Source organism: Streptomyces sp. NPDC087215 (assembly GCF_044744885.1).
Lineage (GTDB): Bacteria > Actinomycetota > Actinomycetes > Streptomycetales > Streptomycetaceae > Streptomyces.
Genome location: NZ_JBIUZD010000002.1, coordinates 762,964 through 789,959 on the forward strand (window position 1 = coordinate 762,964; position 26,996 = coordinate 789,959).

At 73.3% G+C, this 26,996-nt stretch carries 28 protein-coding genes; 22 read left to right on the plus strand and 6 right to left on the minus strand.

Annotation, left to right across the window (positions count from 1 at the left end; all coding sequences use genetic code 11):
• Positions 1-184: 184 nt before the first annotated feature.
• Entirely contained in the window at positions 185-3,727 is a 3,543-nt protein-coding gene (gene dnaE / locus ACIO92_RS08025) for a DNA polymerase III subunit alpha (protein WP_366441633.1), read from the plus strand.
• Positions 3,728-3,866: 139 nt separating this feature from the next.
• Here the strand turns inward: dnaE and ACIO92_RS08030 are convergent, their stop codons facing one another.
• A complete protein-coding gene (locus ACIO92_RS08030; RefSeq protein WP_366441634.1) occupies positions 3,867-4,037 on the minus strand; it encodes a hypothetical protein in 171 nt (56 codons plus the stop codon).
• A 214-nt stretch (positions 4,038-4,251) separates the two neighbouring features.
• On the opposite strand from ACIO92_RS08030, the gene ACIO92_RS08035 reads away from it, so the two are divergent.
• From ACIO92_RS08035 to ACIO92_RS08050, 4 genes are all read left to right on the plus strand, one after another.
• Positions 4,252-5,562, plus strand: a complete 1,311-nt coding sequence (locus ACIO92_RS08035) for an NYN domain-containing protein (RefSeq protein ID WP_366441635.1) — start codon at positions 4,252-4,254, stop codon at positions 5,560-5,562.
• Between the two features lie 11 nt (positions 5,563-5,573).
• A complete protein-coding gene (locus ACIO92_RS08040) occupies positions 5,574-6,557 on the plus strand; it encodes an ABC transporter ATP-binding protein (RefSeq protein ID WP_402279377.1) in 984 nt (327 codons plus the stop codon).
• A gap of 361 nt (positions 6,558-6,918) precedes the next feature.
• A complete protein-coding gene (locus tag ACIO92_RS08045) occupies positions 6,919-7,737 on the plus strand; it encodes an ABC transporter permease (protein ID WP_401235941.1) in 819 nt (272 codons plus the stop codon).
• A gap of 34 nt (positions 7,738-7,771) precedes the next feature.
• Entirely contained in the window at positions 7,772-8,398 is a 627-nt protein-coding gene (locus ACIO92_RS08050; RefSeq protein WP_402058218.1) for a DUF2567 domain-containing protein, read from the plus strand.
• 30 nt (positions 8,399-8,428) lie between these two features.
• Here ACIO92_RS08050 and ybaK read toward each other — a convergent pair whose 3' ends face one another.
• The 4 genes from ybaK to ACIO92_RS08070 all read right to left on the minus strand — a co-directional run bounded on the left by ybaK (position 8,429) and on the right by ACIO92_RS08070 (position 12,962).
• Positions 8,429-8,926: a Cys-tRNA(Pro) deacylase gene (gene ybaK, locus ACIO92_RS08055; RefSeq protein ID WP_366441638.1), complete on the minus strand. Its 498-nt coding sequence runs from the start codon at positions 8,924-8,926 to the stop codon at positions 8,429-8,431.
• Positions 8,927-8,970: 44 nt separating this feature from the next.
• Complete coding sequence (locus ACIO92_RS08060) at positions 8,971-9,708, minus strand: LON peptidase substrate-binding domain-containing protein (protein ID WP_366441639.1); 738 nt, start codon at positions 9,706-9,708, stop codon at positions 8,971-8,973.
• Between the two features lie 11 nt (positions 9,709-9,719).
• On the minus strand, positions 9,720-10,748 hold the full coding sequence (locus tag ACIO92_RS08065; protein ID WP_366441640.1) for a hypothetical protein: 1,029 nt from the start codon (positions 10,746-10,748) through the stop codon (positions 9,720-9,722).
• Between the two features lie 606 nt (positions 10,749-11,354).
• Positions 11,355-12,962 carry an oxidoreductase gene (locus ACIO92_RS08070; protein ID WP_366441641.1) on the minus strand — a complete coding sequence of 536 codons (1,608 nt, stop codon included), beginning with the start codon at positions 12,960-12,962 and terminating at the stop codon, positions 11,355-11,357.
• A gap of 203 nt (positions 12,963-13,165) precedes the next feature.
• Between ACIO92_RS08070 and hisD the strand changes: the two genes are divergently transcribed.
• From hisD to hisF, 8 genes are read left to right on the plus strand one after another with little or no spacing between them, the layout of a single operon-like run.
• On the plus strand, positions 13,166-14,512 hold the full coding sequence (gene hisD, locus ACIO92_RS08075; protein WP_401235739.1) for a histidinol dehydrogenase: 1,347 nt from the start codon (positions 13,166-13,168) through the stop codon (positions 14,510-14,512).
• On the plus strand, positions 14,488-15,615 hold the full coding sequence (locus tag ACIO92_RS08080) for a histidinol-phosphate transaminase (protein WP_366441643.1): 1,128 nt from the start codon (positions 14,488-14,490) through the stop codon (positions 15,613-15,615). The genes hisD and ACIO92_RS08080 overlap by 25 nt, the downstream gene beginning before the upstream one ends.
• A complete protein-coding gene (gene hisB / locus ACIO92_RS08085; protein WP_351779238.1) occupies positions 15,612-16,205 on the plus strand; it encodes an imidazoleglycerol-phosphate dehydratase HisB in 594 nt (197 codons plus the stop codon). Before ACIO92_RS08080 ends, hisB begins: the two co-directional genes overlap by 4 nt.
• A 2-nt stretch (positions 16,206-16,207) precedes the next feature.
• Entirely contained in the window at positions 16,208-16,372 is a 165-nt protein-coding gene (locus tag ACIO92_RS08090; protein WP_351779235.1) for a hypothetical protein, read from the plus strand.
• Complete coding sequence (gene hisH, locus ACIO92_RS08095) at positions 16,369-17,010, plus strand: imidazole glycerol phosphate synthase subunit HisH (RefSeq protein ID WP_366441644.1); 642 nt, start codon at positions 16,369-16,371, stop codon at positions 17,008-17,010. Before ACIO92_RS08090 ends, hisH begins: the two co-directional genes overlap by 4 nt.
• Before the next feature lie 2 nt (positions 17,011-17,012).
• A complete protein-coding gene (priA, locus tag ACIO92_RS08100; protein WP_366441645.1) occupies positions 17,013-17,744 on the plus strand; it encodes a bifunctional 1-(5-phosphoribosyl)-5-((5-phosphoribosylamino)methylideneamino)imidazole-4-carboxamide isomerase/phosphoribosylanthranilate isomerase PriA in 732 nt (243 codons plus the stop codon).
• Positions 17,741-18,139, plus strand: coding sequence for a RidA family protein (locus tag ACIO92_RS08105; protein WP_402058223.1), 399 nt, complete (start codon positions 17,741-17,743; stop codon positions 18,137-18,139). The genes priA and ACIO92_RS08105 overlap by 4 nt, the downstream gene beginning before the upstream one ends.
• Positions 18,136-18,891, plus strand: a complete 756-nt coding sequence (hisF, locus tag ACIO92_RS08110) for an imidazole glycerol phosphate synthase subunit HisF (RefSeq protein WP_366441647.1) — start codon at positions 18,136-18,138, stop codon at positions 18,889-18,891. The genes ACIO92_RS08105 and hisF overlap by 4 nt, the downstream gene beginning before the upstream one ends.
• A 91-nt stretch (positions 18,892-18,982) precedes the next feature.
• On the opposite strand, the gene ACIO92_RS08115 is transcribed toward hisF, so the two are convergent.
• A complete protein-coding gene (locus tag ACIO92_RS08115) occupies positions 18,983-19,618 on the minus strand; it encodes a TIGR03085 family metal-binding protein (RefSeq protein ID WP_401235733.1) in 636 nt (211 codons plus the stop codon).
• 84 nt (positions 19,619-19,702) lie between these two features.
• On the opposite strand from ACIO92_RS08115, the gene hisI reads away from it, so the two are divergent.
• From hisI to trpA, 9 genes are all read left to right on the plus strand, one after another.
• A complete protein-coding gene (gene hisI / locus ACIO92_RS08120; protein WP_351779219.1) occupies positions 19,703-20,053 on the plus strand; it encodes a phosphoribosyl-AMP cyclohydrolase in 351 nt (116 codons plus the stop codon).
• An 11-nt stretch (positions 20,054-20,064) separates the two neighbouring features.
• Entirely contained in the window at positions 20,065-21,555 is a 1,491-nt protein-coding gene (locus ACIO92_RS08125; protein ID WP_366441649.1) for an anthranilate synthase component I, read from the plus strand.
• A 14-nt stretch (positions 21,556-21,569) separates the two neighbouring features.
• The gene (locus ACIO92_RS08130) at positions 21,570-22,217 is read left to right on the plus strand and encodes a TIGR02234 family membrane protein (protein ID WP_366441650.1); all 648 of its coding nucleotides are present in this window, start codon (positions 21,570-21,572) and stop codon (positions 22,215-22,217) included.
• Between the two features lie 149 nt (positions 22,218-22,366).
• Positions 22,367-22,621: an HGxxPAAW family protein gene (locus tag ACIO92_RS08135; protein WP_401235730.1), complete on the plus strand. Its 255-nt coding sequence runs from the start codon at positions 22,367-22,369 to the stop codon at positions 22,619-22,621.
• 77 nt (positions 22,622-22,698) lie between these two features.
• Positions 22,699-23,457 (plus strand): DUF2752 domain-containing protein, encoded by a 759-nt coding sequence (locus tag ACIO92_RS08140; RefSeq protein WP_402279364.1) that lies wholly within the window; start codon positions 22,699-22,701, stop codon positions 23,455-23,457.
• Between the two features lie 154 nt (positions 23,458-23,611).
• Complete coding sequence (gene trpC / locus ACIO92_RS08145) at positions 23,612-24,421, plus strand: indole-3-glycerol phosphate synthase TrpC (RefSeq protein WP_366441653.1); 810 nt, start codon at positions 23,612-23,614, stop codon at positions 24,419-24,421.
• Between the two features lie 7 nt (positions 24,422-24,428).
• Complete coding sequence (gene trpM, locus ACIO92_RS08150; protein ID WP_366441654.1) at positions 24,429-24,701, plus strand: tryptophan biosynthesis modulator TrpM; 273 nt, start codon at positions 24,429-24,431, stop codon at positions 24,699-24,701.
• Between the two features lie 185 nt (positions 24,702-24,886).
• Positions 24,887-26,125 carry a tryptophan synthase subunit beta gene (gene trpB / locus ACIO92_RS08155; RefSeq protein WP_366441655.1) on the plus strand — a complete coding sequence of 413 codons (1,239 nt, stop codon included), beginning with the start codon at positions 24,887-24,889 and terminating at the stop codon, positions 26,123-26,125.
• Entirely contained in the window at positions 26,122-26,955 is an 834-nt protein-coding gene (gene trpA / locus ACIO92_RS08160; RefSeq protein WP_366441656.1) for a tryptophan synthase subunit alpha, read from the plus strand. The genes trpB and trpA overlap by 4 nt, the downstream gene beginning before the upstream one ends.
• The last annotated feature ends 41 nt before the right edge of the window (positions 26,956-26,996 follow it).

Below are 26,996 nucleotides of genomic sequence, written 5' to 3' on the forward strand. Positions count from 1 at the left end.
GCCTCCTGGTACCGGGCGTGCTCAGAGAATGTTCACGACAATTGGGACAGGTGTTCCCTGTCTCCCAACGCGCGACCCTAGTCGCGAGTGCCCGTCGGCTGTCACTCGCGGGACGTAGACTTCCACGCTGTCCCCCCAGACTGTCCGCAGCCTGTAGTCCGTCGTTTCCCGGAGGCCTCCCGTCGTGACCAAGCCGCCCTTCACGCACCTCCACGTCCACACCCAGTACTCGCTGCTGGACGGTGCCGCGCGGCTGAAGGACATGTTCGACGCGTGCAACGAGATGGGCATGACGCACATCGCCATGTCCGACCACGGCAACCTGCACGGCGCGTACGACTTCTTCCACACGGCCAAGAAGGCCGGTGTGACGCCGATCATCGGCATCGAGGCGTACGTCGCCCCCGAGTCCCGCCGCAACAAGCGGAAGATCCAGTGGGGCCAGCCGCACCAGAAGCGCGACGACGTCTCCGGTTCCGGCGGCTACACCCACAAGACGATCTGGGCGGCGAACGCCACCGGACTCCACAACCTCTTCAAGCTGTCCTCCGACGCCTACGCCGAGGGCTGGCTGCAGAAGTGGCCCCGGATGGACAAGGAGACCATCTCCCAGTGGTCGGAGGGGCTCATCGCCTCCACCGGCTGCCCCTCGGGCGAGCTCCAGACCCGGCTGCGCCTCGGCCAGTTCGACGAGGCCCTGAAGGCGGCCTCCGAGTACCAGGACATCTTCGGCAAGGAGCGGTACTTCCTGGAGCTGATGGACCACGGCATCGAGATCGAGCGCCGGGTCAGGGACGGGCTCCTGGAGATCGGCAAGAAGCTCGGCATCCCCCCGCTGGTCACCAACGACTCGCACTACACGTACGCGCACGAGGCCACCGCCCACGACGCCCTGCTGTGCATCCAGACCGGCAAGAACCTCTCCGACCCGGACCGCTTCCGGTTCGACGGCACCGGCTACTACCTGAAGTCCACCGACGAGATGTACGCCGTGGACTCCTCGGACGCCTGGCAGGAGGGCTGCCGCAACACCCTGCTGGTCGCCGAGCAGGTCTCCACCGACGGCATGTTCGTCGAGAAGAACCTCATGCCGAAGTTCGACATCCCGGAGGGGTTCACCGAGGTCACCTGGTTCCGCGAGGAGACCATGCGGGGCATGGCCCGCCGCTTCCCCGGGGGCATCCCCGAGGACCGCATGAAGCAGGTCGAGTACGAGATGGACACCATCATCTCGATGGGCTTCCCCGGCTACTTCCTCGTCGTCGCCGACTTCATCATGTGGGCGAAGAGCCAGGGCATCGCCGTGGGCCCCGGCCGAGGCTCCGCGGCCGGCTCGATCGTCGCGTACGCCATGGGCATCACCGACCTCGACCCGATCCCGCACGGACTGATCTTCGAGCGCTTCCTCAACCCCGAGCGCATCTCGATGCCCGATGTCGACATCGACTTCGACGAGCGTCGGCGCGTCGAGGTCATCCGGTACGTGACGGAGAAGTACGGCTCCGACAAGGTCGCCATGATCGGCACCTACGGCAAGATCAAGGCCAAGAACGCCATCAAGGACTCCGCGCGCGTCCTCGGCTACCCGTACGCCATGGGCGACCGGCTCACCAAGGCCATGCCCGCCGACGTCCTCGGCAAGGGCATCGACCTCAACGGCATCACGGACCCCTCCCACCCCCGCTACAGCGAGGCCGGTGAGATCCGTGCGATGTACGAGAACGAGCCGGACGTCAAGAAGGTCATCGACACCGCCCGGGGCGTCGAGGGCCTGGTCCGCCAGATGGGCGTGCACGCGGCCGGTGTGATCATGTCCAGCGAGCCGATCGTCGATCACGCCCCGATCTGGGTGCGGCACACCGACGGCGTCACCATCACGCAGTGGGACTACCCGCAGTGCGAGTCGCTCGGCCTGCTCAAGATGGACTTCCTGGGCCTGCGCAACCTCACGATCATGGACGACGCCGTCAAGATGGTGAAGGCCAACAAGGGCATCGACCTCGATCTCCTGGCCCTCCCGCTCGACGACCCGAAGACCTTCGAACTGCTCCAGCGCGGCGACACCCTCGGCGTCTTCCAGTTCGACGGCGGCCCCATGCGCTCGCTGCTGCGGCTGATGAAGCCCGACAACTTCGAAGACATCTCCGCCGTGTCCGCCCTGTACCGGCCGGGCCCGATGGGCATGAACTCGCACACGAACTACGCGCTCCGCAAGAACGGCCAGCAGGAGATCACCCCGATCCACCCCGAGCTGGAGAAGCCGCTCGAAGAGGTGCTCGCGGTCACCTACGGCCTGATCGTCTACCAGGAGCAGGTGCAGAAGGCCGCCCAGATCATCGCCGGGTACTCGCTCGGCGAGGCCGACATCCTCCGCCGCGTGATGGGCAAGAAGAAGCCCGAGGAACTGGCGAAGAACTTCGTCATCTTCGAGGCGGGAGCCAAGAAGAAGGGCTTCAGCGACGCGGCCATCAAGGCCCTCTGGGACGTCCTGGTCCCCTTCGCCGGATACGCCTTCAACAAGGCCCACTCCGCCGCGTACGGCCTGGTCTCCTACTGGACCGCCTACCTCAAGGCCAACCACCCGGCCGAGTACATGGCGGGACTGCTCACCTCCGTCAAGGACGACAAGGACAAGTCGGCGGTCTACCTCAACGAGTGCCGCCGCATGGGCATCAAGGTGCTCCCGCCGAACGTCAACGAGTCCGAGTCGAACTTCGCCGCCCAGGGCGACGACGTGATCCTCTTCGGCCTCTCCGCCGTCCGCAACGTCGGCACCAACGTCGTCGAGTCGATCATCAAGTCGCGCAAGGCCAAGGGGAAGTACTCCACCTTCCCCGACTTCCTCGACAAGGTCGAGGCCGTCGTCTGCAACAAGCGGACCGTCGAGTCGCTGATCAAGGCCGGCGCCTTCGACGAGATGGGCCACACCCGCAAGGGCCTGGTCGCCCACCACGAACCGATGATCGACAACGTGGTCGCGGTCAAGCGCAAGGAGGCCGAAGGACAGTTCGACCTGTTCGGCGGCATGAACGACGACGGCGGCGGCGACGAGCCCGGCTTCGGCCTCGACGTCGAGTTCTCCGACCTGGAATGGGAGAAGTCGTACCTGCTCGCCCAGGAGCGCGAGATGCTCGGCCTGTACGTCTCCGACCACCCGCTCTTCGGCATCGAGCACGTCCTGTCCGACAAGACGGACGCGGCGATCTCCCAGCTCACCGGCGGCGAGCACGCCGACGGCGCGGTCGTCACCATCGGCGGCATCATCTCCGGCCTCCAGCGCAAGATGACCAAGCAGGGCAACGCCTGGGCCATCGCCACCGTCGAGGACCTGGCCGGATCGATCGAGTGCATGTTCTTCCCGGCCACCTACCAGCTGGTCTCCACCCAACTCGTCGAGGACACGGTCGTCTTCGTCAAGGGACGTCTCGACAAGCGCGAGGACATCCCCCGTCTGGTCGCCATGGAGCTGATGGTCCCCGACCTGTCGAACGCCGGGACCAACGCACCCGTGATCCTCACCATCCCCACCGTGAAGGTCACCCCGCCGATGATCACCAGGCTCGGCGAGATCCTCGGCCACCACCGGGGCAACACCGAGGTCCGCATCAAGCTCCAGGGCCCCCGCACCACCACCGTGCTCCGGCTCGACCGGCACCGGGTGCAGGCCGACCCGGCGCTCTTCGGCGACCTGAAGGTGCTCCTCGGCCCGTCCTGCCTGGCCGGATAGCCCGTCCGGGGCGGTACGGGCCGGAGCGCCCGCGCCCGTCCGACCGCCCGGGGCCCCGCCGAAGGGCCCCGCACCCACGCGCAAGGGGCGCGCCCGTCGTCACGGGCGCGCCCCTTTGCCATGGATGTGGCCGGGTGTGTCAGTTGTGGCCGAAGCGCTTCTGACGTCCCTTGCGAGCCACGTCACCTGGCGTGACCTGGCTGGAACGCTGTTCCGCCTGTGTCTCAAGGGACGACTGCTGTGCCTGCTGGGCACCGCGCTCGGCCGGGGACTGCTTCTGGGTGCGGTTCTGGTTCCGGTTCTTGGCCATGGGATTACCTCCAAAGGGGACCTAGGGGCCAGGGCCGCTGTCAGACTCACATACGGGGTGAACCGCCGCATGTTGGATCATTACGGAGCGTCACGGGCGCCCGAAAGTGGCATCCGCCACGCCGATGATCCAGTTCCGGCCGTCGAGCCCCCGGCCTTCGGGCAGACTCGAAGGAAATCCGAAGCAAATCCGATCCCGAGGTTCCCGAAAGAGGGTGGAACACGTGGACCGCTGCGTCGTCCTGGTGGACGCCGGCTACCTGCTGGGTGCCGCCGCCAGCCTTCTCGCCGGGGAACCGTCCCGCTCCCGGATCACCGTCGACCACGCCGGACTCATCCAGCAGCTGCGCCAGCGCGCCGAGGCCGAGACGGCACTGCCCCTGCTGCGGATCTACTGGTTCGACGGCGCCCCCGACCGCGTCCCCCAGCCGGAGCACCGCAGGCTCCGGGTGATGCCCCGGGTCACCGTCCGGCTCGGCGCCCTGACCAGGAGCGACGGACGCTGGGCCCAGAAGGGCGTCGACGCGGCCATGCACACCGAACTGACCGAGCTGGCCAGGAACCGGGCCTGCTCCGACATCGTGCTGGTCACCGGCGACGGCGACCTGCTGCCCGGCCTCATGTCGGCCAAGGAGCACGGCGTCGCCGTCCACCTCTGGGCCGTCCAGGCCGCCGACGGCGACTACAACCAGTCCGAGGACCTCGTCGCCGAGGCCGACGAGCGGCGGGTCCTCGACCGCGCCTGGATCACCCGGGCCGTCCGCGCCAGGGACCTCAGCGGCCTCTGCGCCCCGCCCCCCGCGCCCCGCCCCGAGATCGCCGCCATCCTCTCCGCGCCGCTCCCCGAGGCGGCCCTCGCGGCCTCCGCCGAACGGGCCGCGGAGGCCGCCGCGGGAGGAGCCGCCGCCCGCGCCGCCGCCCCGGCCCACGACGCCACCGGCCCCGCGCACGACCGCGACGGCGCCCACCCGAACGGCGGCGGCGTCCCCGTCCCCGCGGCCAAGGGCGTCCCCACCCCCAAGGACCTGGCGGGACTGCGCGCCCCCGGCAGCGCCCCCGCCCCCGCCCTCGCGCCGCAGGGCGCCAGCGCGCTCCGCTGGTCCTCCGACCGGGGCTGGGTCGAGCGCCCGGTGTCCACGGTCGGCGAACCGCCCGAGACCGCCTCCCTGCCGACGCTCGCCACCCTCACCAGCGCCGAGCAGCGCTGGGCGGACCGCGAGGAGGACATCACCACCGTCGGCGGAGACCCCTTCGAGGTCGGACAGGTGTTCGCCCGCCGATGGATGGAGCGCCTCCCCGAACAGGGCCACGTCCAGAAGCTCTCCACCCTCTACCCCCGCATCCCGCACCGCATCGACGGCGAACTCCTCCGCTACGCGGCCCGGTTCGGTCTGCTCGCCCACAAGGACGACCAGATCGACGAGCACGACCGGTACGCGATCAGGGCCGGGTTCTGGCGCGAGATCGACGTCCGGGCCGCCGCCGAACCCGCCCCCGCGCCCGGATCGGGCCCGGCGACCCCGTAGGCTCTTCCCCCGTGAGTACGGTGTGCGTGGTGCGGGACCTGGTCAAGACGTACCCCGCCACGCGCGGCGGACGGGGTGCGCCCGTGACTCCCGAGGTGCGGGCCACCGACGGGATCAACCTCGACGTGCGCGGCGGCGAGGTCTTCGGGCTGCTCGGCCCCAACGGGGCGGGCAAGTCCTCCCTGGTGCGCCAGCTCACCGGCCTGCTGCGGCCCGACTCCGGAACCGTCCGGATGCTCGGCCACGACCTGGTGCGCCACCCCGAGCGGGCCTCCCGCCTCCTCGCGTACCTCGGCCAGGAGTCCACCGCCCTCGACGAGCTGACCGTCTCCCTCGCCGCCGAGACCACCGGACGGCTGCGCGGCCTCACCGCCGCCGGAGCCCGCGCCGAGCGCGACGCCGTCCTCGACGAACTGGGCCTCGGTCCGCTCGCCTCCCGGCCCCTGAAGAAGCTCTCCGGCGGACAGCGACGGCTCGCCTGCCTCGCCGCCGCCCTCGTCGGCCACCGCCCCGTCCTCGTCCTCGACGAGCCCACCACCGGCATGGACCCCGTCGCCCGCCGCGCGGTCTGGGCCGCCGTCGACCGGCGGCGCGCCGAACACGGCACCACCGTGCTGCTCGTCACCCACAACGTCATCGAGGCCGAGACCGTCCTCGACCGCGTCGCCGTCCTCGACCACGGCCGGGTCATCGCCTGCGACACGCCCGCCGGACTCAAGGAGCGCGTCGCGGGCGAGATCCGCGTCGAACTGGTCTGGCGCGAGTCGGCCCCCGTCCACCTGCCCGAGATCGCCGCCCTGCGCGAACTCGCCCAGGAGACGGGGCGCCGCTGGGCCCTCCGCCTCGCCCCCGACGAGGCCCGCGGGGCCGTCGCCACCGTCACCGGCGGCGCCGCCTTCGCCGCGCTCGACGACTTCACCCTGGCCACGCCCAGCCTGGAGGACGTCTACCTGGCCCTCGGCGGCGCCGCCACGGAGGGGCTGGTGAAGGCATGAGACGGAGCGCTCCGCGCCCCGTGCCGGTACGGGGGCTCAGGCCCGCGCCCGTACGAAGACGCCCGTCCGGTCCCGCGCCGAGAGCGTCGGCCATCACCGGTTCCGCGCACGCAGGGGGGTCCGCGCCGGTCCCGGGAGCCGTGCCCGCGCCCGTACGAGAGGTTGTGCCCGCGCCCGTGCGGGGGACCTCGGCCGTGACCGGTCTCGCGTCCGGCCCGGGGTCCGTGCCGGTGCGTGTGGCCGTGCCCGTACGGGGGCCCGCGCCCGTGCGGGAGCCGCGGGCGTCCCTGTCCGGGCCGGGGCCCGGACCCTCCGCCCTGCCCGTGTCCGTGAACCCCAGGAGCTGTCCGCAGTGAGCACCGTGCCCGCCGAGGTCCTGCCGACCGGCGCGCCCACCGTCCGGACCCGCGAGGACGAGGACGCCCCCGCGCCCCTCGCCCCCCGCGCCCGGCTGCTGCCGTCCCTGGCCGCCGTCTACCGCGCGCAGCTCTCCCGCGCCCGGGTCGCCCGCATCCCGCTGCTCTTCGTGGCCACCTTCCAGTCCGTCGGGATCATGATCCTGATGCGCGGAGTGGTCGACGGCGGGTCCGAGGCGCGCGCCGTCGTGGCCGGTTCCACCGTCCTCGTCGTCGCCTTCGTCGCGCTCAACCTGCTCGCCCAGTACTTCGGGCAGCTCCGGGCGACCGGCGGCCTCGACCACTACGCCACCCTGCCCGTGCCGCCCGCCGCCGTCGTGCTCGGCGCGGCCGGCGCGTACGCCTCCTTCACCGTGCCCGGCACCGCCGTCACCGCCGTCACCGGCTCCGTGCTCTTCGGGCTCCCGCTGGGCAACCTCTGGATCCTCCTCGCCGTCGTCCCGCTCGCCGGGGCGGCCCTCGCCGGTCTCGGCGCCGCCCTCGGCCTCCTCGCCCCCCGCCAGGAACTCGCCACCCTCCTCGGCCAGCTCGGCATGTCGGCCGCGCTGCTCCTCGGAGTGCTCCCGGCCGAGCGAATGCCCGGGCCGATCGGCTGGGCCCGGGACCTGCTGCCGTCCACGTACGGCGTCGAGGCCCTCGCCCGCACCTTCGAGGAGCGCCCCGACTGGGCCGCCGTCGCCCTCGACCTCGGGGTGTGCGCGGCGGTCGGCGTGGTCTCCCTCGCGGTCGCCACCTGGGCCTACCGGCGGGCCGCCGTCCGCTGAGGCGGGCCACGGGGACACCTGGCACGATGGCGGGGTGACCGCACCCCTTACTCCGCCTCACCAGCCCTCGTCGCACGACCCGGGCTGGCCCCCGCCGCCCCCGTCGGTCCCCGGCCCGGCCGGGGACCCGATCACGGGCACCGAGGTGCTCCAGGGCGTTCTGGTGACCCTCGTCTCGACGATCGCGGGCGCGGTCCTCGGGGTGCTGTGGCTGAACCTGGCCCCCCGCGTCCTGCTCATCTCGGACGGCAAGGGGGTCTACCTCCGTGACTCCGAGGGGGAGGCGGCGATCGGCTCGGACGGAACGTTCGTCCTGCTCGCCCTGGCCTTCGGCGCGGTCGCCGCGCTCGTCGTCTTCCTGCTGCGCCGCAAGGGCGGTGTGCCGCTGGTGCTCGGGCTCGCGCTCGGCGGCGGCCTCGGCTCGCTGCTCGCCTGGGGCCTGGGGACGTACTTCGGCCCGACGAGCGACGTGGTCGCCCACGCCAAGGCCGTCGGCCCCAGCGTCTCCTTCCAGGCGCCCCTCGAACTGAACCTGGGGGCCGCCGCGATGCTGGCCTGGCCGCTCGCCGCGATGATCGTCCACCTGGGCCTCACGGCCGTCTTCGGCCCGCGCGACCCGGAGCCCGGACCGTGGGGCGAGCCGAAGCCGTACGGCGGCTGAACGGGCCGCCGGGCCGATGCCCGGCGGCCGTCAGGCGCGGCCGATCGGGGCCACCACCGCCGAGGTGAGCGCGGCCAGGTCGGCGGGGGAGAGCTCCACTTCGAGACCCCGGCGGCCCGCCGAGACACAGACGGTCGCGTGGTCCGAGGCCGACGAGTCCAGGACCGTGCGCAGCCGCTTGCGCTGGCCGAGCGGGGAGATGCCGCCCCGGACGTATCCGGTGGTGCGCTCCGCCGCCGCCGGGTCCGCCATCGCGGCCCGCTTGCCGCCGACCGCCGAGGCCAGCGCCTTCAGATCGAGCTGGCCCGCCACCGGGACGACCGCGACGGTCAGCTCGCCGTCGACGTCCGCGACCAGCGTCTTGAAGACCCGGTCGGGGGAGACGCCGAGGGCCTGCGCCGCCTCCTCGCCGTACGAGGGGGAGGCCGGGTCGTGCTCGTAGGCGTGCAGCGTGAACGGGGTGCCCGCGGCGGTCAGGGCCACCGTCGCCGGGGTGCCGCCGGTGTTCTTCCTCTGCTTCTTCGCCACGTGCTCCTCCTCGGCGGGACGCGGCCCGTACGGGCCCGGGACGGTCAGTTCGGGTACGTCGGCGCCTGTGTGAGGTCCACCGCGGGCAGCGAGGGCAGGTGCCGCAGCACCGCCGTCTCCGCCCGCAGCAGCGACAGCTCCTCGCGCAGCCGGGTCGCGGTGTCCGGCGCCTGGAGCAGCCGCTGCTTCGACGGGACGTCGAGGATGGCCGCCGCCGCCACCAGGTACGACACCACCGAGGGGTCGTCCGGCAGCTCACTGGTGGTCAGCGAGCGCTCCCGGGCCCCCGCCAGCCGCTTCTGGTAGGCGCGGAAGGCCCGCAGCACCCCCTCGGAGAGGGCCTCGGCCTCCTCGCCCGGCTCCTCCGGGACGTCCTCGACCTCGGCGACCAGGAACGGCCCGCTCGCGTCGACCGAGAGCAGCCTCACCCGGGTCGTGCCGGTGACGATCACCTCGAAGCTGCCGTCCGCGCGCTCCCGGATCGTCGCCGCGTCGGCGACGCAGCCGACCCGGTGGAAGGACTGGACGGGGTCGGGGCCGAAGCCCGCCGCCGGGCCCTTCTCCGGCAGCGCGGCCCGGTCCGGCATCCCGGACCCGGTCGGCGCCACCTCGCGGCCGTCGCGGATGGCGACGACGACGAAACGGCGCGGCTCCGCGTCGTCCACGGTCAGCAGTTCGCGCATCATGGCGCGATAACGCTGCTCGAAGACGTTCAGCGGCAGCACGAGGCCGGGGAACAGCACCGCGTTGAGCGGGAAGAGGGGCAGGCGAGCGGAGGTCACAGCGCCCAAGACTAATGGCCGCCGGGCCGGCCCCGCCCTGTCCTCCCGCGTCCGGCGCCCGGCGCCCGGCCGTGACGGGCCTCCTCGCCGCCCGCCCGGTCCCGCGCGGCGAGGAAGGCCCGCAGCGGATCCTCCCGCCCGGCACCCCACGGGAACGAGGTCGCGTGGGCGCCGATCCGCCCGAACTCCTCCCGCGCCTCCTCCCACCGCGCCCGCTCGACCAGGACGTACGCGAGGAGGTTGCGGACCTCGGCCGGCCAGGGGTCGCCCACCGGGAAGCCGCCGGACAGCACCAGGGCCCGGTCCGCCGCCCGGTCGATCCGGGCCTCCGACACCGACGGGTCCCGCAGGGGCGGCACCCGCAGCCGGTCGTGGGCGGCGCGGACCGGCAGCGCCCGGACGAGCGAGTCCGGGGCGGCGTCGTCGGCCGCCTGCTCGGCGAAGTCGAAGGCGGCGCGATGTGAGCCGTACCACTGCGCGGACAGGTACTTCAGGGCCGCGACATGACTGCCGTAGTGGTGCGGGGAGCGGCGCACGGCCTGCTCCCAGAGCGATTCGAAGAGGGTGTGCCCGGCGTGCGCCCCGCGCGCGTGGTCCAGGGCGAGGCGCCAGGGCACCGGGTCGTGGGGCGCGGCCTCGGCGACGTCCCGGACCAGCGGGCCCAGTTCGCGGAGCCGCTCGGCCCGCGCGGGCGACCCCCAGGCCCGGCGTACGGCGAGCTGCGCGGTGACGAGCAGGGCGTCGGGGTCGCCGGGCGCGGCCGTGAGCCAGTGGGTCAGCCAGTCGCCCCTGCTGTACGCGAAGGTCGCGAGCCGGACGACGTACCGGTCGCGGTCCTCCCACTCGCCCGCGTCCCGGGTGGTGGCGAGCAGTTTCGCCGCGGGCTCCGGGTCGGCGAGGGCGGCGGCGACCAGGGCCGGGGCGAGCCGCTCGTCCGGGGCGTCGAGCAGCACGTCGTCGTCCGGCACGGACCGGGCGGTGGGCCCGGGGCCGGGCCGGGCCGGTCGGACGGCGCCGAGCAGGGCGCGGAGCAAGGACATGGTGCGACATATTCTCTCCCCGTACCGCCTCCCCGGCAGCCTGTCTCACCCCTGCCCCACAGCTCTCTCACACGGTGGTCACCCCCCGTCCCCGACCCGCCACCTCCCGGCCACGGTCCGTCCGCCACGGGACCACCGGGCGCCCCCGCCCCCACCGAAGCCCTCCGCCCGAGCGAGCCCCCCCGGCGCCGGGGCCGCCCCGGGCCGAGGGCCCGCCGGACCACCCCGCGAGGTCTCCCGGCGACTGAGGGGCGCCCGGGAGGACGGGTGCTCAGGCTCCGCCTTCAGGGGGACGGGACGCCCCCCCCGGCCGGGCGGGACGGGCCACCCCCCGGCCGGGCGCCGGGCGAGGGCCCCGGACCGGCCGGGCGGCCCCGGACCGCACCCGCCGCACCCGCCGCACGGGCCACGCGCCGGACCCGGCCGCACAGGCCGCCGGACCCCGCAGGCAGGCCACGCGCCGGGCAGCCACGCGCCGGACCCCGCCACGCGCCGGACCCGGCCGGGCACCGGACCGCGAGGACCCGACCGCGAGGACCGGACCGCGAGCACCGGACCGCCAAGCCCGGACCCCGTCCCCCGCCCCCGCCCGAGCCCCCGGCTCCCTCAGCCCCGGCTCAGCAGTCTCGTCGCGCCCGCCGCGACCGTCGTCGCCAGGATCCAGCCGAGCATGATCAGGACCGCCGCCGCCCACTGCCACAGGCCGTGCAGGCGCCAGGCGCCGTCCTGGCCCAGGTTGATCACGGGGATCAGCAGGTCGAGGGCGAACAGCGTGGCGTTCCACTCCGGGGCCTCGTCCGCCTTCAGCGGTGTCGGCCGGTAGTGGGAGAAGGCCGCCGTGCCCGCCGCCCACAGGACCGCCATCCACAGCGCCGCCCGGCCGGGCCGGTAGCCGTAGGCCACGGTCCAGTCCTGGATGTACCCCCAGAGCTTCCCCGCGAGCGGCAGCGTCTCCCGTCTGCGCCGCTGCTTGGCGAGCAGCACCTCCCGGGCGTCGGCGTCCTCCCCGCTGTTGCGCAGCACGGTGGCCAGCCGCTCGTACGGCTCCGGCGCGTACTCCGGGGTCGCGGCGGCCACCCACTCCAGGCGCCGGGCCAGCGGGAAGTGCCCGTACGGCACCAGGTTCTCGTAGGCGAAGCCGCCCATGGCGAGACCGCCGGGCCCCGGCCAGCTGGTGGACAGGTCGATGAGGGTGACGACCTTCGCGCCGTTGAGCACCACGCGGCCCTCCTCCGGCCGCTCCCCGTTGAACCGGAGCTCCGGGGTGACGATCCGGCGCAGCGAGACCTCCTCCCGGCGCGCGCCGTCCAGCAGGAAGCGGGCGTGGTGCAGGTCCACCGCGTCCCCGAACCGCCCGTCGTCGAGCCGCACCCCGCCGTGGCACTCCACCGGCTTGCGCCGGGCGCCCTGGGCGGGCGTCACCCCGTAGGGCGGGGTGGCCGTGGAGTGCTCCGGGACGCCCGCCGTCTCCCCGTACACCCAGGCGGCGTTCAGGTAGAGGGAGCGCTCCACGGTCAGCTGCGGCGCGTTGAGCGCGCGGCGGCCCTGGGCGCCGCGCAGCACACTGCCCCGCAGGCTGAGCGAGACGCCGATCTTCGCGCCGCGCAGGCTCAGCTCCCCGTGCGACTCGATCAGCTCGGCCTGGAGGTCCTGGGCGACGACCATGCCGTCCGCCGTGATGGCCCGCCCGCGCCGGTCCGGCCACACCTGGATCTGGTTCATGAGCAGATCGGTGCCGATCTGCGCGTCGGTCAGCCGGATGCCGTGCCGCACCCGGCAGCGCGGCAGGTGCAGATCGCCCTCGGTGTGCAGCCGGGCGGCCTCCAGCCGGGGCAGCGCGCAGCCGACCAGCCGCAGCGTCCCGAACCGGGCCTCGGGCAGCACGACCTCGCCGTCGAAGCGGCAGCTGTGCAGCTCCACGTACGGCCCTATCGTCCCGCCCGCCAGGTTCAGCACGCCGGTGATCCGCACCCCGCGCAGCTTCAGCGCGGCGACCCGCCCCGAGCGGGCCTGCGGGCCCGCGAGCAGCAGCAGGGCCACCACCTCGGCCCGGACGGTCCTGCCCTCCCCCCACTCCCGCCCCCCGAAGGGGTCGTCCAGCTCCGGGACGCCCTCGGTCAGATCGCACGTCCTGCCGATCCTGAACGCCCGCCACACGGCCCGCTCCGGTGCCGTGAGACCGTCCGGCATCCCGTCCTCATGCGGCTCGGTCAACGCCGCCCCCTCGCTCTCCACGATCCGTTCCCACGATTCCCCGGCCCCCGGATTCCGGGGCTCGTGGATTCGTACAGCCGTTCTTCCCGCTGAGTGACGGGCTGAACGCTAACGGTCAGGAGTGGCGACTAGACGCCAGTGTGGCGTGTATCAGCCACTGATACGGGCGTCCGGCGCTCTGGGCCGTCTGCGAGAATTGATCCGTGATCTCTCGAATCGATCTGCGCGGCGAGGCCCTCCCCGAGGGTTCCGCCCTGCGTGACCTGCTGCCCCGTGCCGAGTTCGATGTGGAAGCCGCCCTGGAGAAGGTGCGGCCGATCTGCGAGGACGTCCGGCATCATGGCGCGGCCGCGGTGATCGACTACGGGGAGAAGTTCGACGGCGTCCGCGTGCCCGGTCTGCGCGTCCCCGCCGCGGCGATCCGCCGCGCCCTCGACGAGCTGGACCCGGCCGTCCGCGCCGCCCTGGAGGAGTCCGTCCGGCGCGCCCGGCTCGTCCACCGCGCCCAGCGCCGCACCACCCACACCACCCAGGTCGTCCCCGGCGGCACGGTCACCGAGAAGTGGATCCCGGTCGAGCGCGTCGGCCTGTACGTACCGGGCGGCCGGTCCGTCTACCCGTCCTCCGTCGTGATGAACGTCGTCCCGGCCCAGGAGGCCGGAGTCGAGGGCATCGCCGTCGCCTCGCCCCCGCAGCGCGACTTCGGCGGCCTGCCCCACCCGACGATCCTGGCCGCCTGCGCCCTCCTCGGCGTGGACGAGGTGTACGCCGCCGGCGGCGCCCAGGCCGTCGCCATGTTCGCGTACGGCACCGAGGGCACGGCCGCCGACGAGCCCGGCTGCGCCCCCGTCAACCTGGTCACCGGCCCCGGCAACATCTACGTGGCCGCCGCCAAGCGGCTCCTCAAGGGCCGCATCGGCATCGACGCCGAGGCCGGGCCGACGGAGATCGCGGTCCTCGCGGACTCCACCGCCGACCCGGTGCACGTCGCCGCCGACCTGATCAGCCAGGCCGAGCACGACCCGATGGCCGCCTCCGTCCTCGTCACCGACTCGGAGGAGCTGGCCGCCGCCACCGAGGCCGAGCTGAAGACCCAGGTCGCCGCCTCCAAGCACGTCGACGACCGGATCGCCCCCGCGCTCGCGGGCCGCCAGTCCGCGATCGTCCTCGTCCGCGACCTCGACGACGGCCTCAAGGTCGTCGACGCCTACGGGGCCGAGCACCTGGAGATCCAGACCCGCGACGCCGCCGCCGTCGCCGACCGGGTCCGCAACGCGGGCGCGATCTTCGTCGGCCCCTGGTCCCCGGTCTCCCTCGGCGACTACTGCGCGGGCTCCAACCACGTGCTGCCCACCGGCGGCTGCGCCTGCCACTCCTCGGGCCTCTCCGTGCAGTCCTTCCTGCGCGGGGTGCACATCGTGGACTACGGCCGGGACGCCCTCGCCGAGGTCGCCCACCACGTGGTCACCCTCGCCGAGGCCGAGGACCTGCCCGCCCACGGCGCCGCGATCAAGGCGAGGTTCGGATGGAAGGTTCCCCAGAGCAAGTGACCGGCATCGACGACCTCCCCGTACGGGACGAGCTGCGCGGCAAGTCCCCGTACGGCGCTCCGCAGCTCGACGTCCCCGTCCAGCTGAACACCAACGAGAACCCCTACCCGCTGCCCGAGGCCCTGGTGGCCCGGATCGCGGAGCGGGTCACCGAGGCGGCCCGGCACCTCAACCGCTACCCCGACCGGGACGCGGTCGAGCTGCGCACCGAGCTGGCCCGCTACCTCACCCGCACCACCGGCCACCCGGTCTCCACCGAGAACGTCTGGGCGGCCAACGGCTCCAACGAGGTCCTCCAGCAGCTCCTCCAGACCTTCGGCGGCCCCGGCCGCACCGCGATCGGCTTCGAGCCCTCGTACTCGATGCACGCCCTGATCTCCCGGGGCACCGGCACCGGCTGGATCTCCGGCCCCCGCGCCGAGGACTTCACCGTCGACCTGCCCGCCGCCGAGCGCGCCATCGCCGAGCACCGCCCGCACGTCGTCTTCGTGACCTCGCCCAACAACCCCACCGGCACCGCCGTCTCCGCCGACACCGTCCTCGCGCTCTACGAGGCGGCCCAGGCGGCCCGGCCGTCGATGGTGGTCGTCGACGAGGCGTACGTGGAGTTCAGCCACGGGGACTCGCTGCTGCCGCTGGTCGAGGGCCGCCCGAACCTGGTCGTGTCCCGGACCATGTCCAAGGCCTTCGGCGCCGCAGGACTGCGCCTCGGCTACCTCGCCGCGCACCCGGCGGTCGTCGACGCCGTCCAGCTCGTCCGGCTGCCGTACCACCTCTCCGCCGTCACCCAGGCGACCGCGCTCGCCGCCCTGGAGCACACCGACACCCTCCTCGGATACGTCGAGCAGCTCAAGACCGAGCGGGACCGGCTCGTCACCGAGCTGCGCGGGATCGGCTACGAGGTCACCGAGTCGGACGCCAACTTCGTGCAGTTCGGGCGCTTCCCCGACACCCACGCGGCCTGGCGGGCGATCCTCGACCGGGGCGTCCTGGTCCGGGACAACGGCGTACCGGGCTGGCTGCGGGTCACCGCGGGCACCCCCGACGAGAACGACGCGTTCCTCGACGCGGTCCGTGAACTGAAGAAGGAGCAGAGCGCATGAGCCGCGTTGGACGCGTTGAGCGCACCACCAAGGAGACCTCCGTCGTCGTCGAGATCGACCTGGACGGCACCGGCAAGGTCGATGTGTCGACCGGGGTCGGGTTCTTCGACCACATGCTCGACCAGCTCGGCCGGCACGGTCTGTTCGACCTCACCGTCAAGACCGACGGCGATCTCCACATCGACTCCCACCACACCATCGAGGACACCGCCCTCGCCCTCGGCGCCGCCTTCAAGCAGGCCCTCGGCGACAAGGTCGGCATCTACCGCTTCGGCAACTGCACCGTCCCGCTGGACGAGTCGCTGGCCCAGGTCACGGTGGACCTCTCCGGCCGCCCCTACCTCGTGCACACCGAGCCCGAGAACATGGCGCCGATGATCGGCTCGTACGACACGACGATGACCCGGCACATCCTGGAGTCCTTCGTCGCGCAGGCCCAGATCGCGCTGCACGTCCACGTCCCGTACGGGCGCAACGCCCACCACATCGTGGAGTGCCAGTTCAAGGCGTTCGCCCGTGCGCTCCGCTACGCCTCCGAGCGCGACCCGCGCGCCGCCGGAATCCTCCCCTCCACGAAGGGCGCGCTCTAGTCGTGAACGGCCTCTCCACCATCCTCATCGTCGTCGGGCTCTTCCTGCTCGGCGGCATCTACTCCTTCGTCAAGCAGCAGATGCCCAAGGGCGTCGTCGTGCTCGTCGCCATCGGCGCCGCCATGTGCCTCTCCGCCGGAGTGCTCCGGCTGGACGTGTGGTCATGACCGGAACGAAGAAGGTCGTCGTCTTCGACTACGGCTTCGGCAACGTCCGCTCGGCCGAGCGCGCCCTCGCCCGGGTCGGCGCCGACGTGGAGATCACCCGCGACTACGACACCGCGATGAACGCCGACGGACTCCTCGTCCCCGGCGTCGGTGCCTTCGCCGCCTGCATGAGCGGCCTCAGGCAGGCCCGCGGCGACTGGATCGTCGGCCGCAGGCTCGCGGGCGGCAGGCCCGTCATGGGCATCTGCGTCGGGATGCAGATCCTCTTCGCCCAGGGCATCGAGCACGGCGTCGAGACCGAGGGCCTCGACGAGTGGCCCGGCACGGTCGAACCGCTGAACGCCCCCGTCGTCCCCCACATGGGCTGGAACACCGTCGACGCGCCCGAGGGCACCGAACTGTTCGCCGGTCTCGACGCCGACACCCGGTACTACTTCGTGCACTCCTACGCGGTCCGCCAGTGGAGCCTGGAAGTCGGCAACCCCCTCATCCGCGCCCCCAAGGTCACCTGGGCCACCCACGGCGAGCCGTTCGTCGCCGCCGTCGAGAACGGCGCCCTGTGGGCGACCCAGTTCCACCCCGAGAAGTCCGGCGACGCCGGAGCCCAGCTCCTCACCAACTGGATCGGAACCCTGTGACTGTGTCTGGAAGCGTGCTCGAACTCCTCCCCGCCGTCGACGTCCGCGACGGCCAGGCCGTCCGTCTCGTCCACGGCGAGTCCGGAACCGAGACCTCCTACGGCTCCCCGCTCGAAGCGGCGCTCGCCTGGCAGGGCTCCGGCGCCGAATGGCTCCACCTGGTCGACCTCGACGCCGCCTTCGGCACCGGCGACAACCGTGAACTGATCGCCGAGGTCGCCAAGGCCATGGACATCAAGGTCGAGCTGTCCGGCGGCATCCGCGACGACGCCTCCCTCGCCGCCGCCCTCGCCACCGGCTGCACCCGCGTCAACCTCGGCACCGCCGCCCTGGAGACCCCCGAGTGGGTCGCCAAGGTCATCGCCGAGTACGGCGACCGCATCGCCGTCGGCCTCGACGTCCGCGGCACCACCCTGCGCGGCCGGGGCTGGACCCGCGACGGCGGCGACCTGTACGAGACCCTCGCCCGCCTCGACTCCGAGGGCTGCTCCCGCTACGTCGTCACCGACATCGCCAAGGACGGCACCCTCCAGGGCCCCAACCTGGAACTCCTGAAGAACGTCTGCGCGGCCACCGACAAGCCCGTCGTCGCCTCCGGCGGCGTCTCCTCCCTGGACGACCTGCGGGCCCTGTCCGGCCTCGTCCCGCTCGGCGTCGAGGGCGCGATCGTCGGCAAGGCGCTGTACGCGAAGGCGTTCACCCTGGAAGAGGCGCTCGTGGCGGTGAAGCCGTGACCCCCGGGGTCCGCAAGGTCGCCACCGGGGCGCCCTGGGAGGAGCAGTTCGGCTACTCCCGCGCCGTCGAACTGCCGAACGGCCTGGTCCTGGTCTCCGGCTGCACATCGGTGGTCGACGGCCAGATCGTCGACGGCGGCCCGTACGACCAGACCGTCAACTCCTTCCGGGCGGCCTTCGCCGCCCTGGAGCAGCTCGGCCTGGGCCCGGAGCACGTCGTGCGCACCCGTATGTACCTGACCCACGCCCGGGACGTGGACGAGGCCGGCCGCGCCCACAAGGAACTGTTCGACGCCGTCCGGCCCGCCGCCTCGATGATCATCGTCTCCGGCTTCGTCGACCCCCGCCTGGTCGTCGAGGTCGAGATCGAGGCCCACCGGGAGGCCGCGGGATGAGCCTCGCCGTACGGGTGATCCCCTGCCTGGACGTCGACAACGGCCGGGTCGTCAAGGGCGTCAACTTCCAGAACCTGCGGGACGCGGGCGACCCCGTCGAGATGGCCAAGCTGTACGACGCCGAGGGCGCCGACGAGCTGACCTTCCTCGACATCACCGCCTCCTCGGGCAACCGGGAGACCACCTACGACGTGGTGCGCCGCACCGCCGAACAGGTCTTCATCCCGCTCACCGTCGGCGGCGGCGTCCGCTCCGGCGACGACGTCGACAAGCTCCTGCGGGCCGGGGCCGACAAGGTCGGCGTCAACACCGCCGCCATCGTCCGCCCCGAACTGATCCGGGAGATCGCGGAGCGCTTCGGCAGGCAGGTCCTCGTCCTGTCCGTCGACGCCCGCCGCACCCCCTCGGGCTCCTTCGAGGTGACGACCCACGGCGGCCGGAAGGGCACCGGCATCGACGCCGTCGAATGGGCGCACCGGGCCGCCGAACTGGGCGCGGGCGAGATCCTGCTCAACTCGATGGACGCCGACGGCACCAAGGACGGCTACGACACCGAGATGATCACCGCCGTCCGCGAGCACGTCACCGTCCCGGTGATCGCCTCCGGCGGCGCGGGCGGTCTCGCCGACTTCGCGCCCGCCGTGGCCGCGGGTGCCGACGCGGTGCTCGCCGCCTCCGTCTTCCACTTCGGCGACCTGCGGATCTCCCAGGTCAAGGAAGCGCTGCGGGAGGCGGGCCACCCGGTCCGCTGACCGCCCCGCGGGGCCACCCGGTCCGCTGACCGGCACCGCCCCTCCACGGACGCGGAAGGGCCCCCTCGGGGGCCCTTTCCCGCCACCGGGCTCAGATCCCCAGCTGCTTCGTCTCCCGCAGCCGCTCGATCGCCTCCGGCTCCCCTTCGAGATCCACCTTGGCCGAGGACTGCCGCCCGAAGAGGTACATCGTCAGCTCGCCCGGCTCCCCGGACACCGTCACCACCGGCGTGCCCCGGTGGGCGACCGCCGTCTGCCCGTTCGGACGGCGCAGCACCAGACCCACCGGAGCCTTCCGGCCCAGTAGCCGCGCGGTGCGTTCGAGGCGGGACCACAGGGCGTCCGCGAACACCGGATCGAGCGCGCGCGCCGACCAGTCCGGCTGCGCCCGCCGCACGTCCTCGGCGTGCACGTAGAACTCGACGGTGTTCGCCCCCTCGTCCACCTGCTTCACGGCGAACGGCGAGAACCGGGGCGGCCCCGTCCTGATGAGCCGGATCAGCTCCTCGTACGGCTTCTCGGCGAACTCGGCCCGCACCCGGTCCCCGCGCTCGCGCAGCGCCGGTACGAGGGAACCGGCCGCCGCGTCCGGGCGCCGCTCCCGCACCACCACATGGGCCGCGAGGTCCCGGGCCAGCCAGCCCTCGCAGAGCGTCGGGGCGTCCGGGCCCGCGGCCTCCAACAGGTCGGCGAGCAGAAGCCGTTCACGTTTGGCATGGGTCGACATGTCGGCCAGCGTACGGCGGACGCCCCCGGTCCGCCCAGTGGACGCCCCGCCGGGCACCGCTCCCGGGCGCGGCACAATGGCCTCATGACCAGCAATCTGGACCCGGCCCTCGCCGCCAGGATCAAGCGCGGCCCCGACGGACTCTTCCCCGCCGTCGCCCAGCAGTACGACACCGGCGAGGTGCTGATGCTCGGCTGGATGGACGACGAGGCCCTCCACCGCACCCTCACCACCGGCCGCTGCACCTACTGGTCCCGCAGCCGCCAGGAGTACTGGGTCAAGGGCGACACCTCCGGGCACGTCCAGCACGTCAGGTCCGTCGCCCTCGACTGCGACGCCGACACCGTCCTCGTCAAGGTCGACCAGGTCGGAGCCGCGTGCCACACCGGCACCCGGACCTGCTTCGACACCGACGTGCTCCCCGTATCCGAGTAGGGTCTGGCGCCATGGATCTCGACACCTTCCGCAAGCTGGCGGCCGACCGCCGCGTCATCCCCGTCAGCCGCAGGCTGCTCGCGGACGGCGACACCCCGGTCGGGCTCTACCGCAAGCTCGCCGCCGAACGGCCCGGCACCTTCCTCCTCGAATCCGCGGAGAACGGCCGCAGCTGGTCCCGGTACTCCTTCATCGGCGTCCGCAGCGACGCCACCCTGACGGTCCGGGACGGCGAGGCCCACTGGCTGGGCACCCCGCCCGTCGGCGTCCCCGTCTCCGGCGACCCGCTCCAGGCCCTGCGCGCCACCGTCGAGACCCTGCACACCCCCCGCGACCTCGGCGGCGGCCTGCCGCCGTTCACCGGCGGCATGGTCGGCTACCTCGGCTACGACATCGTCCGCCGCCTGGAGAAGATCGGCGAGCACGGCCGGGACGATCTGGCCCTGCCCGAGCTGACCATGCTCCTCACCAGCGACCTCGCCGTCCTCGACCACTGGGACGGCTCGGTCCTGCTGATCGCCAACGCGATCAACCACAACGACCTGGAGACCGGCGTCGACGAGGCGTACGGGCACGCCGTCGCCCGCCTCGACGCGATGGAGGCCGACCTCGCCCGCCCGGTCGCCACCGCCCCCACCGCCCTGCCCGACTCCGCGCTCCCCGAGTTCTCCGCGCTCTGGGGCGGCCCCGCCTACCAGGACGCCGTCGAGGACATCAAGGAGCGCATCCGGGCGGGCGAGGCCTTCCAGGTCGTGCCCTCCCAGCGCTTCGAGACCCCGTGCACCGCCTCCGCGCTCGATGTCTACCGGGTCCTGCGGGCCACCAACCCCTCCCCGTACATGTACCTCTTCCGGTTCGAGAACGGCTTCGACGTCGTCGGCTCCAGCCCCGAGGCCCTCGTCAAGGTCGAGGACGGCCGCGCGATGCTCCACCCCATCGCGGGCACCCGGCACCGGGGCGCCACCCCGCAGGAGGACCACGACCTCGCCGAGGAACTGCTCGCCGACCCCAAGGAACGCGCCGAGCACCTCATGCTCGTCGACCTGGGCCGCAACGACCTCGGCCGGGTCTGCGCCCCCGGATCCGTCGAGGTCGTCGACTTCATGTCGGTCGAGCGCTACTCCCACGTCATGCACATCGTCTCCACCGTGACCGGCGAGGTCGCCGAGGGCAACAGCGCCTTCGACGTCCTCACGGCCTGTTTCCCCGCCGGGACGCTCTCCGGCGCGCCCAAGCCGCGCGCGATGCAGATCATCGAGGAGCTCGAACCCTCCCGGCGCGGGCTGTACGGCGGATGTGTCGGTTATCTCGATTTCGCCGGGGACGCGGACACCGCCATCGCCATCCGCACCGCCCTGCTCCGCGACGGGACCGCGTACGTGCAGGCCGGAGCGGGTGTCGTCGCCGACTCCGACCCCGTCGCCGAGGACAACGAGTGCCGCAACAAGGCCGCGGCCGTCCTCCGCGCGGTCCACACCGCCAACCGGATGAACGGCCGCTGAGAGCGTAGGGGATAGTGGGGTACGTGAGTGCCGTATCCGTACCCCAGCCCCGGGCCGCCCGAGCGGCCGTTCCCGGCGGCGGCCGCCGCAGCCTGGCCGCGGCCCTCCTGCTCGGCGCCGCCGGCGCCACCGTCGTCCTGCTCTCGGCGGGACAGATCTGGGCGGAGGGCACCGCGTCCGTCGGCGGCGGCACCGTCCCCGTCGAAGCCGACGGCGGAGCCGTCACCGGTGTCCCCACCGCCCTCGCGATCGTCGGCCTGGCCGCGCTCTTCGCGGTCTTCGCCGTCCGCCGCACCGGCCGCACGCTCGTCTCCGCGCTCCTCGCGCTGAGCGGCGCGGGCGCCGCGCTCGCCGCCTTCCTCGGAGCCTCCGACAGCGCCGCCCTGAACGCCGAGGCCGCCCGCATCAGCGGCGACACCGCCGCCGCCGTCGCCGGACCCTCCTACACCGTCTGGCCGTACGTGACCGCGGCGGGCGCCCTGCTCATCCTCCTCGCGGGCCTCCTCGCGCTCCGCTTCGGCAAGACCTGGCCCGCGATGGGCGGCCGTTACGAGCGCTCCGCCGCCCCGCGCGCCCGCAAGGCCCCCACCACCGACCCGGACCGGCCCGAGGACCTGTGGAAGGCCCTGGACCGGGGCGAGGACCCCACCGGGACGGTCTGACGACCTGCCCGACGGGGGAGCCCACCGCGACGCGTGATCGTCCCGGCACCCCCGATTCACCCTCGCGCGCCCACGTGCGGGACAATGAGCGCCGAGTGTCCGCGCACGCGAGACCCTCACCATCGAGCAACTGCAACGAGGAGCAACTCATGGCGGGCAGCGCCCACGGACACACCCCGGCCGCCTGGACCGGTGTCATCATCGCCTTCATCGGCTTCTGCATCGCCGGTGTCTTCATGGTGGCCGCCAACATCCCCGGCTTCTGGGCCGGTATGGGCGTCATCGTGCTCGGCGGCATCGTCGGCGGCGCGATGAAGGCCGCCGGTCTCGGGATGCCGAAGCAGTCGGCCGAGGTCGTCGCCGCCCGCGAGGCCGCCACCCTCCAGGCCCGTTCGTCGTCCTGACGCGGCCCGGAGACCCCCTGAGCGCAGCCCGGCCCCGCCGGGCTGCGCTCACGCGCGTCCGGGGCGAGAATCACCGGGTGGACACGCAGCCGACGGCCGGAGCCGCGACCCAGGACCACCTCGCCCGACCGGGTGAACCCGGCGGGACCCCCGCGCGGCCGGGCGGGGACCGGCGGAGCGACGGCACGGCGAACGGAACCCCGCACGCGCCCGCGCGGCCCGGGACCGACCGCCCCGCCCCGCCGGAACCGGGACCGGCGGCAGGACCAGGGACGGGACCGGCGGCAGGACCAGGGACGGGACCGACGGCAGGGCCAGGGACGGGGCCTGAACCGGGCCCCCCGCCCGCCGGGCCCGTACCGCCCCCGCATCCGCCCGCGTGGCCCGCCGGGCCCGTACCGCCGCACGCGCACGCGTGGTCCGGCCCGCCCCCGCCCCGCCCGCTGCCCCGGCGGCTGCTCGGGCCCCTCGGCACCCTCGCCGGGGTCGCCGCCGCCTTCGCGTACGTCGGTACGGTCGACCCCAACGAACCCGGGCACTACCCCGTCTGCCCGCTGCTCCGCTTCACCGGGATCTACTGCCCCGGCTGCGGCGGCCTCCGCAGCGCCCACGCCTTCGTCCACGGCGACCTCCCCGCCGCCCTCGGCGCCAACGCCCTCGCGGTCGTCGGCTACGGGATCTTCGGCGTGCTCCTGGCCGTCTGGCTGATTCGCGCCGTCCGGGGAGCCCCCCCGCGCCTCGCCGTCGCCCCGGTCTGGTGGTGGGCGACCGGCGCCGTACTCGCCCTCTTCACCCTGGTCCGGAACCTTCCCTTCGGCTCCGCGCTGGCCCCCTGAGGCCCGTACCGGCACCCGGGGGACCCCGAAGAGAGTCCCATCAGATGGGACACCACTCCGGCCGATGCGGGTCCGGGGCCGTCCTGCGGATAGGATCGATGTGGCTGAACCTGGTTCCTCATCACCATCACCGTCCCGGAAGGGGGCCCCTCGCGTGAGTGTGCTCGACGAGATCATCGAAGGCGTACGCGCCGACCTCGCAGAGCGACAGGCGCGGGTCACCCTCGACGAGCTCAAGGAGCGTGCCGCCAAGGCACCGCAGGCCAAGGACGGCGTCGCCGCACTGCGCGGCGAAGGCGTCAAGGTGATCTGCGAGGTCAAGCGCTCCAGCCCGTCCAAGGGGGCACTCGCCGCGATCGCCGACCCGGCGGGACTCGCCGCGGACTACGAGGCGGGCGGCGCCGCCGTCATCTCCGTCCTCACCGAGCAGCGCCGCTTCGGCGGCTCGCTCGCGGACCTGGAGGCCGTCCGCGCCAAGGTCGACATCCCGGTCCTGCGCAAGGACTTCATCGTCACCGCGTACCAGCTCTGGGAGGCCCGCGCCTACGGAGCGGACCTCGCGCTCCTCATCGTGGCCGCCCTGGAGCAGGAGGCCCTCGTCTCCCTCATCGAGCGGGCCGAGTCCATCGGACTCACCCCGCTGGTCGAGGTCCACGACGAGGACGAGGTCGAGCGGGCCGTCGACGCGGGCGCCCGGATCATCGGCGTCAACGCGCGCAACCTGAAGACCCTCAAGGTCGACCGCTCCACCTTCGAGCGCGTCGCCCCGGAGATCCCCGCGAACATCGTCAAGATCGCCGAGTCCGGCGTCCGCGGCCCGCACGACCTCATCGCGTACGCCAACGCGGGCGCCGACGCGGTCCTGGTCGGCGAGTCCCTCGTCACCGGCCGCGACCCGAAGGGCGCCGTCGCCGACCTCGTCGCCGCCGGTGCCCACCCCGCCCTGCGGCACGGCCGGAGCTGACCCCGCCATGACCCGCCGCCGCGCCACGCCGACCCCTCCGGGCCACGCCCGGGGGAACGTCGGCGTGGTGTCGGTGACCCCCGGCCGCGGCCGGGGGTCCTGCGGCGCCGCCGCCTCCGTCCCCGCACCGCACGCTCCGCTGGCCCGGGGCTGCCGCCCGCGTGGCTGCCGCGCACCCGCCCGCCGTGTCCACGGCCGCCGGGTGCGCTACGTCATCGGCGACGAGCCCGGCCAGGTCAACGGAATGCGATGGCGCCCGCGCCCCGCGCGCGCCTTCTGACGACCCCGTAGGGCATCCCCGTGGATGCCTCCGCCGCCGTACCCGCCCGCCCCGCGGACGCACCGCGTCCATGGCGCCCGCGCGGGTCCGGACGCTCCGGCACGGCAGGGGGGCACCGGCCGTCGCGCGCACACGTGACCACCCACCACGTCACACGGGGCATCCGCCCCGCGAGGAGCAACCGCATGTCCAGCGAGTTCTTCATCCCGGACCCGGACGGCCAGGTCCCCACCGCCGAGGGCTACTTCGGCGCCTACGGCGGCAAGTTCATCCCGGAGGCGCTCGTCGCCGCCGTCGACGAGGTCGCCGTCGAGTACGACAAGGCCAGGTCCGACCCCGCCTTCGCCCATGAGCTCAACGACCTCATGGTCAACTACACCGGCCGCCCCAGCGCCCTCACCGAGGTGTCCCGCTTCGCCGGACACGCGGGCGGCGCCCGGGTGTTCCTCAAGCGCGAGGACCTCAACCACACCGGCTCGCACAAGATCAACAACGTTCTCGGCCAGGCCCTGCTGACCAAGCGGATGGGCAAGACCCGGGTCATCGCCGAGACCGGCGCCGGCCAGCACGGTGTCGCCACCGCCACCGCCTGCGCCCTCTTCGGCCTCGACTGCACCATCTACATGGGCGAGGTCGACACCCAGCGCCAGGCCCTCAACGTGGCCCGGATGCGGATGCTCGGCGCCGAGGTCGTCGCCGTCACCTCCGGCAGCCGCACCCTCAAGGACGCCATCAACGAGGCGTTCCGCGACTGGGTCGCCAACGTGGACCGCACCCACTACCTCTTCGGCACGGTCGCCGGACCGCACCCCTTCCCCGCCATGGTCCGCGACTTCCACCGGGTCATCGGCGTCGAGGCCCGCCGCCAGATCCTGGAGCGCGCCGGACGCCTCCCCGACGCGGCGGTCGCCTGCGTCGGCGGCGGCTCCAACGCCATCGGCCTCTTCCACGCCTTCGTCCCCGACGCGGACGTGCGCCTGATCGGCTGCGAGCCCGCCGGGCACGGCGTCGAGACCGGCGAGCACGCGGCCACCCTCACGGCGGGCGAGCCCGGCATCCTGCACGGCTCCCGGTCCTACGTCCTCCAGGACGAGGAGGGCCAGATCACCGAGCCGTACTCGATCTCGGCGGGCCTCGACTACCCCGGCATCGGCCCGGAGCACGCCTACCTCAAGGACACCGGACGCGCCGAGTACCGCGCCGTCACCGACGACGCGGCCATGCAGGCCCTGCGCCTGCTCTCCCGCACCGAGGGCATCATCCCGGCGATCGAGTCGGCGCACGCCCTCGCCGGAGCCCTGGAGGTCGGCAGGGAGCTCGGCGAGGACGGCCTGATCCTGGTCAACCTCTCGGGACGCGGCGACAAGGACATGGACACGGCGGCCCGCTACTTCGGCCTCTACGACGGGGAGGGATCCCGGTGACGAACGGCAACATCCAGCTGCTCAGCGACACCCTCGCCAAGGCGAAGGCCGAGGACCGGGCGGCGCTCATCGCCTACCTGCCCGCCGGTTTCCCGACCGTCGACGGCGGCATCGCCGCGATCAAGGCCGTCTTCGAGGGCGGCGCCGACATCGTCGAGGTCGGCCTCCCGCACAGCGACCCGGTCCTCGACGGCCCGGTCATCCAGACCGCCGACGACATCGCCCTGCGCGGCGGAGTCAAGATCGCCGACGTCATGCGGACGGTCCGCGAGGCCCACGAGGCCACCGGGAAGCCGGTCCTCGTCATGACGTACTGGAACCCGATCGACCGGTACGGCGTCGAGCGCTTCACCCAGGAGCTCGCGGCGGCGGGCGGCGCGGGCTGCATCCTGCCCGACCTGCCCGTCCAGGAGTCCGGACTCTGGCGCGACCACGCCGACAAGCACGGTCTCGCCACCGTCTTCGTCGTCGCGCCCAGCAGCAGGGACGAGCGCCTCGCCACCATCACCGGGGCCGGTTCCGGCTTCGTCTACGCCGCCTCCCTCATGGGGGTCACCGGCACCCGCGAGTCGGTCGGCGAACAGGCCGCCGACCTCGTCCGCCGCACCCGGGCCGCCACCGCGTCCGGCCGGGAGCTCCCCGTCTGCGTCGGCCTCGGCGTCTCCAACGCCACCCAGGCCAAGGAGGTCGCGGCCTTCGCCGACGGCGTCATCGTCGGCTCCGCCTTCGTGAAGCGCATCCTCGACGCCGACGGCGACGAGGCGGCGGGACTCGCCGCCGTAAGGGAACTGGCGGCCGAACTCGCCGAGGGCGTGCGGCGCCTTCCGTAACCCGTTCGGGTGGATAAGTGACCGGGGAGGCGCGGACGTGC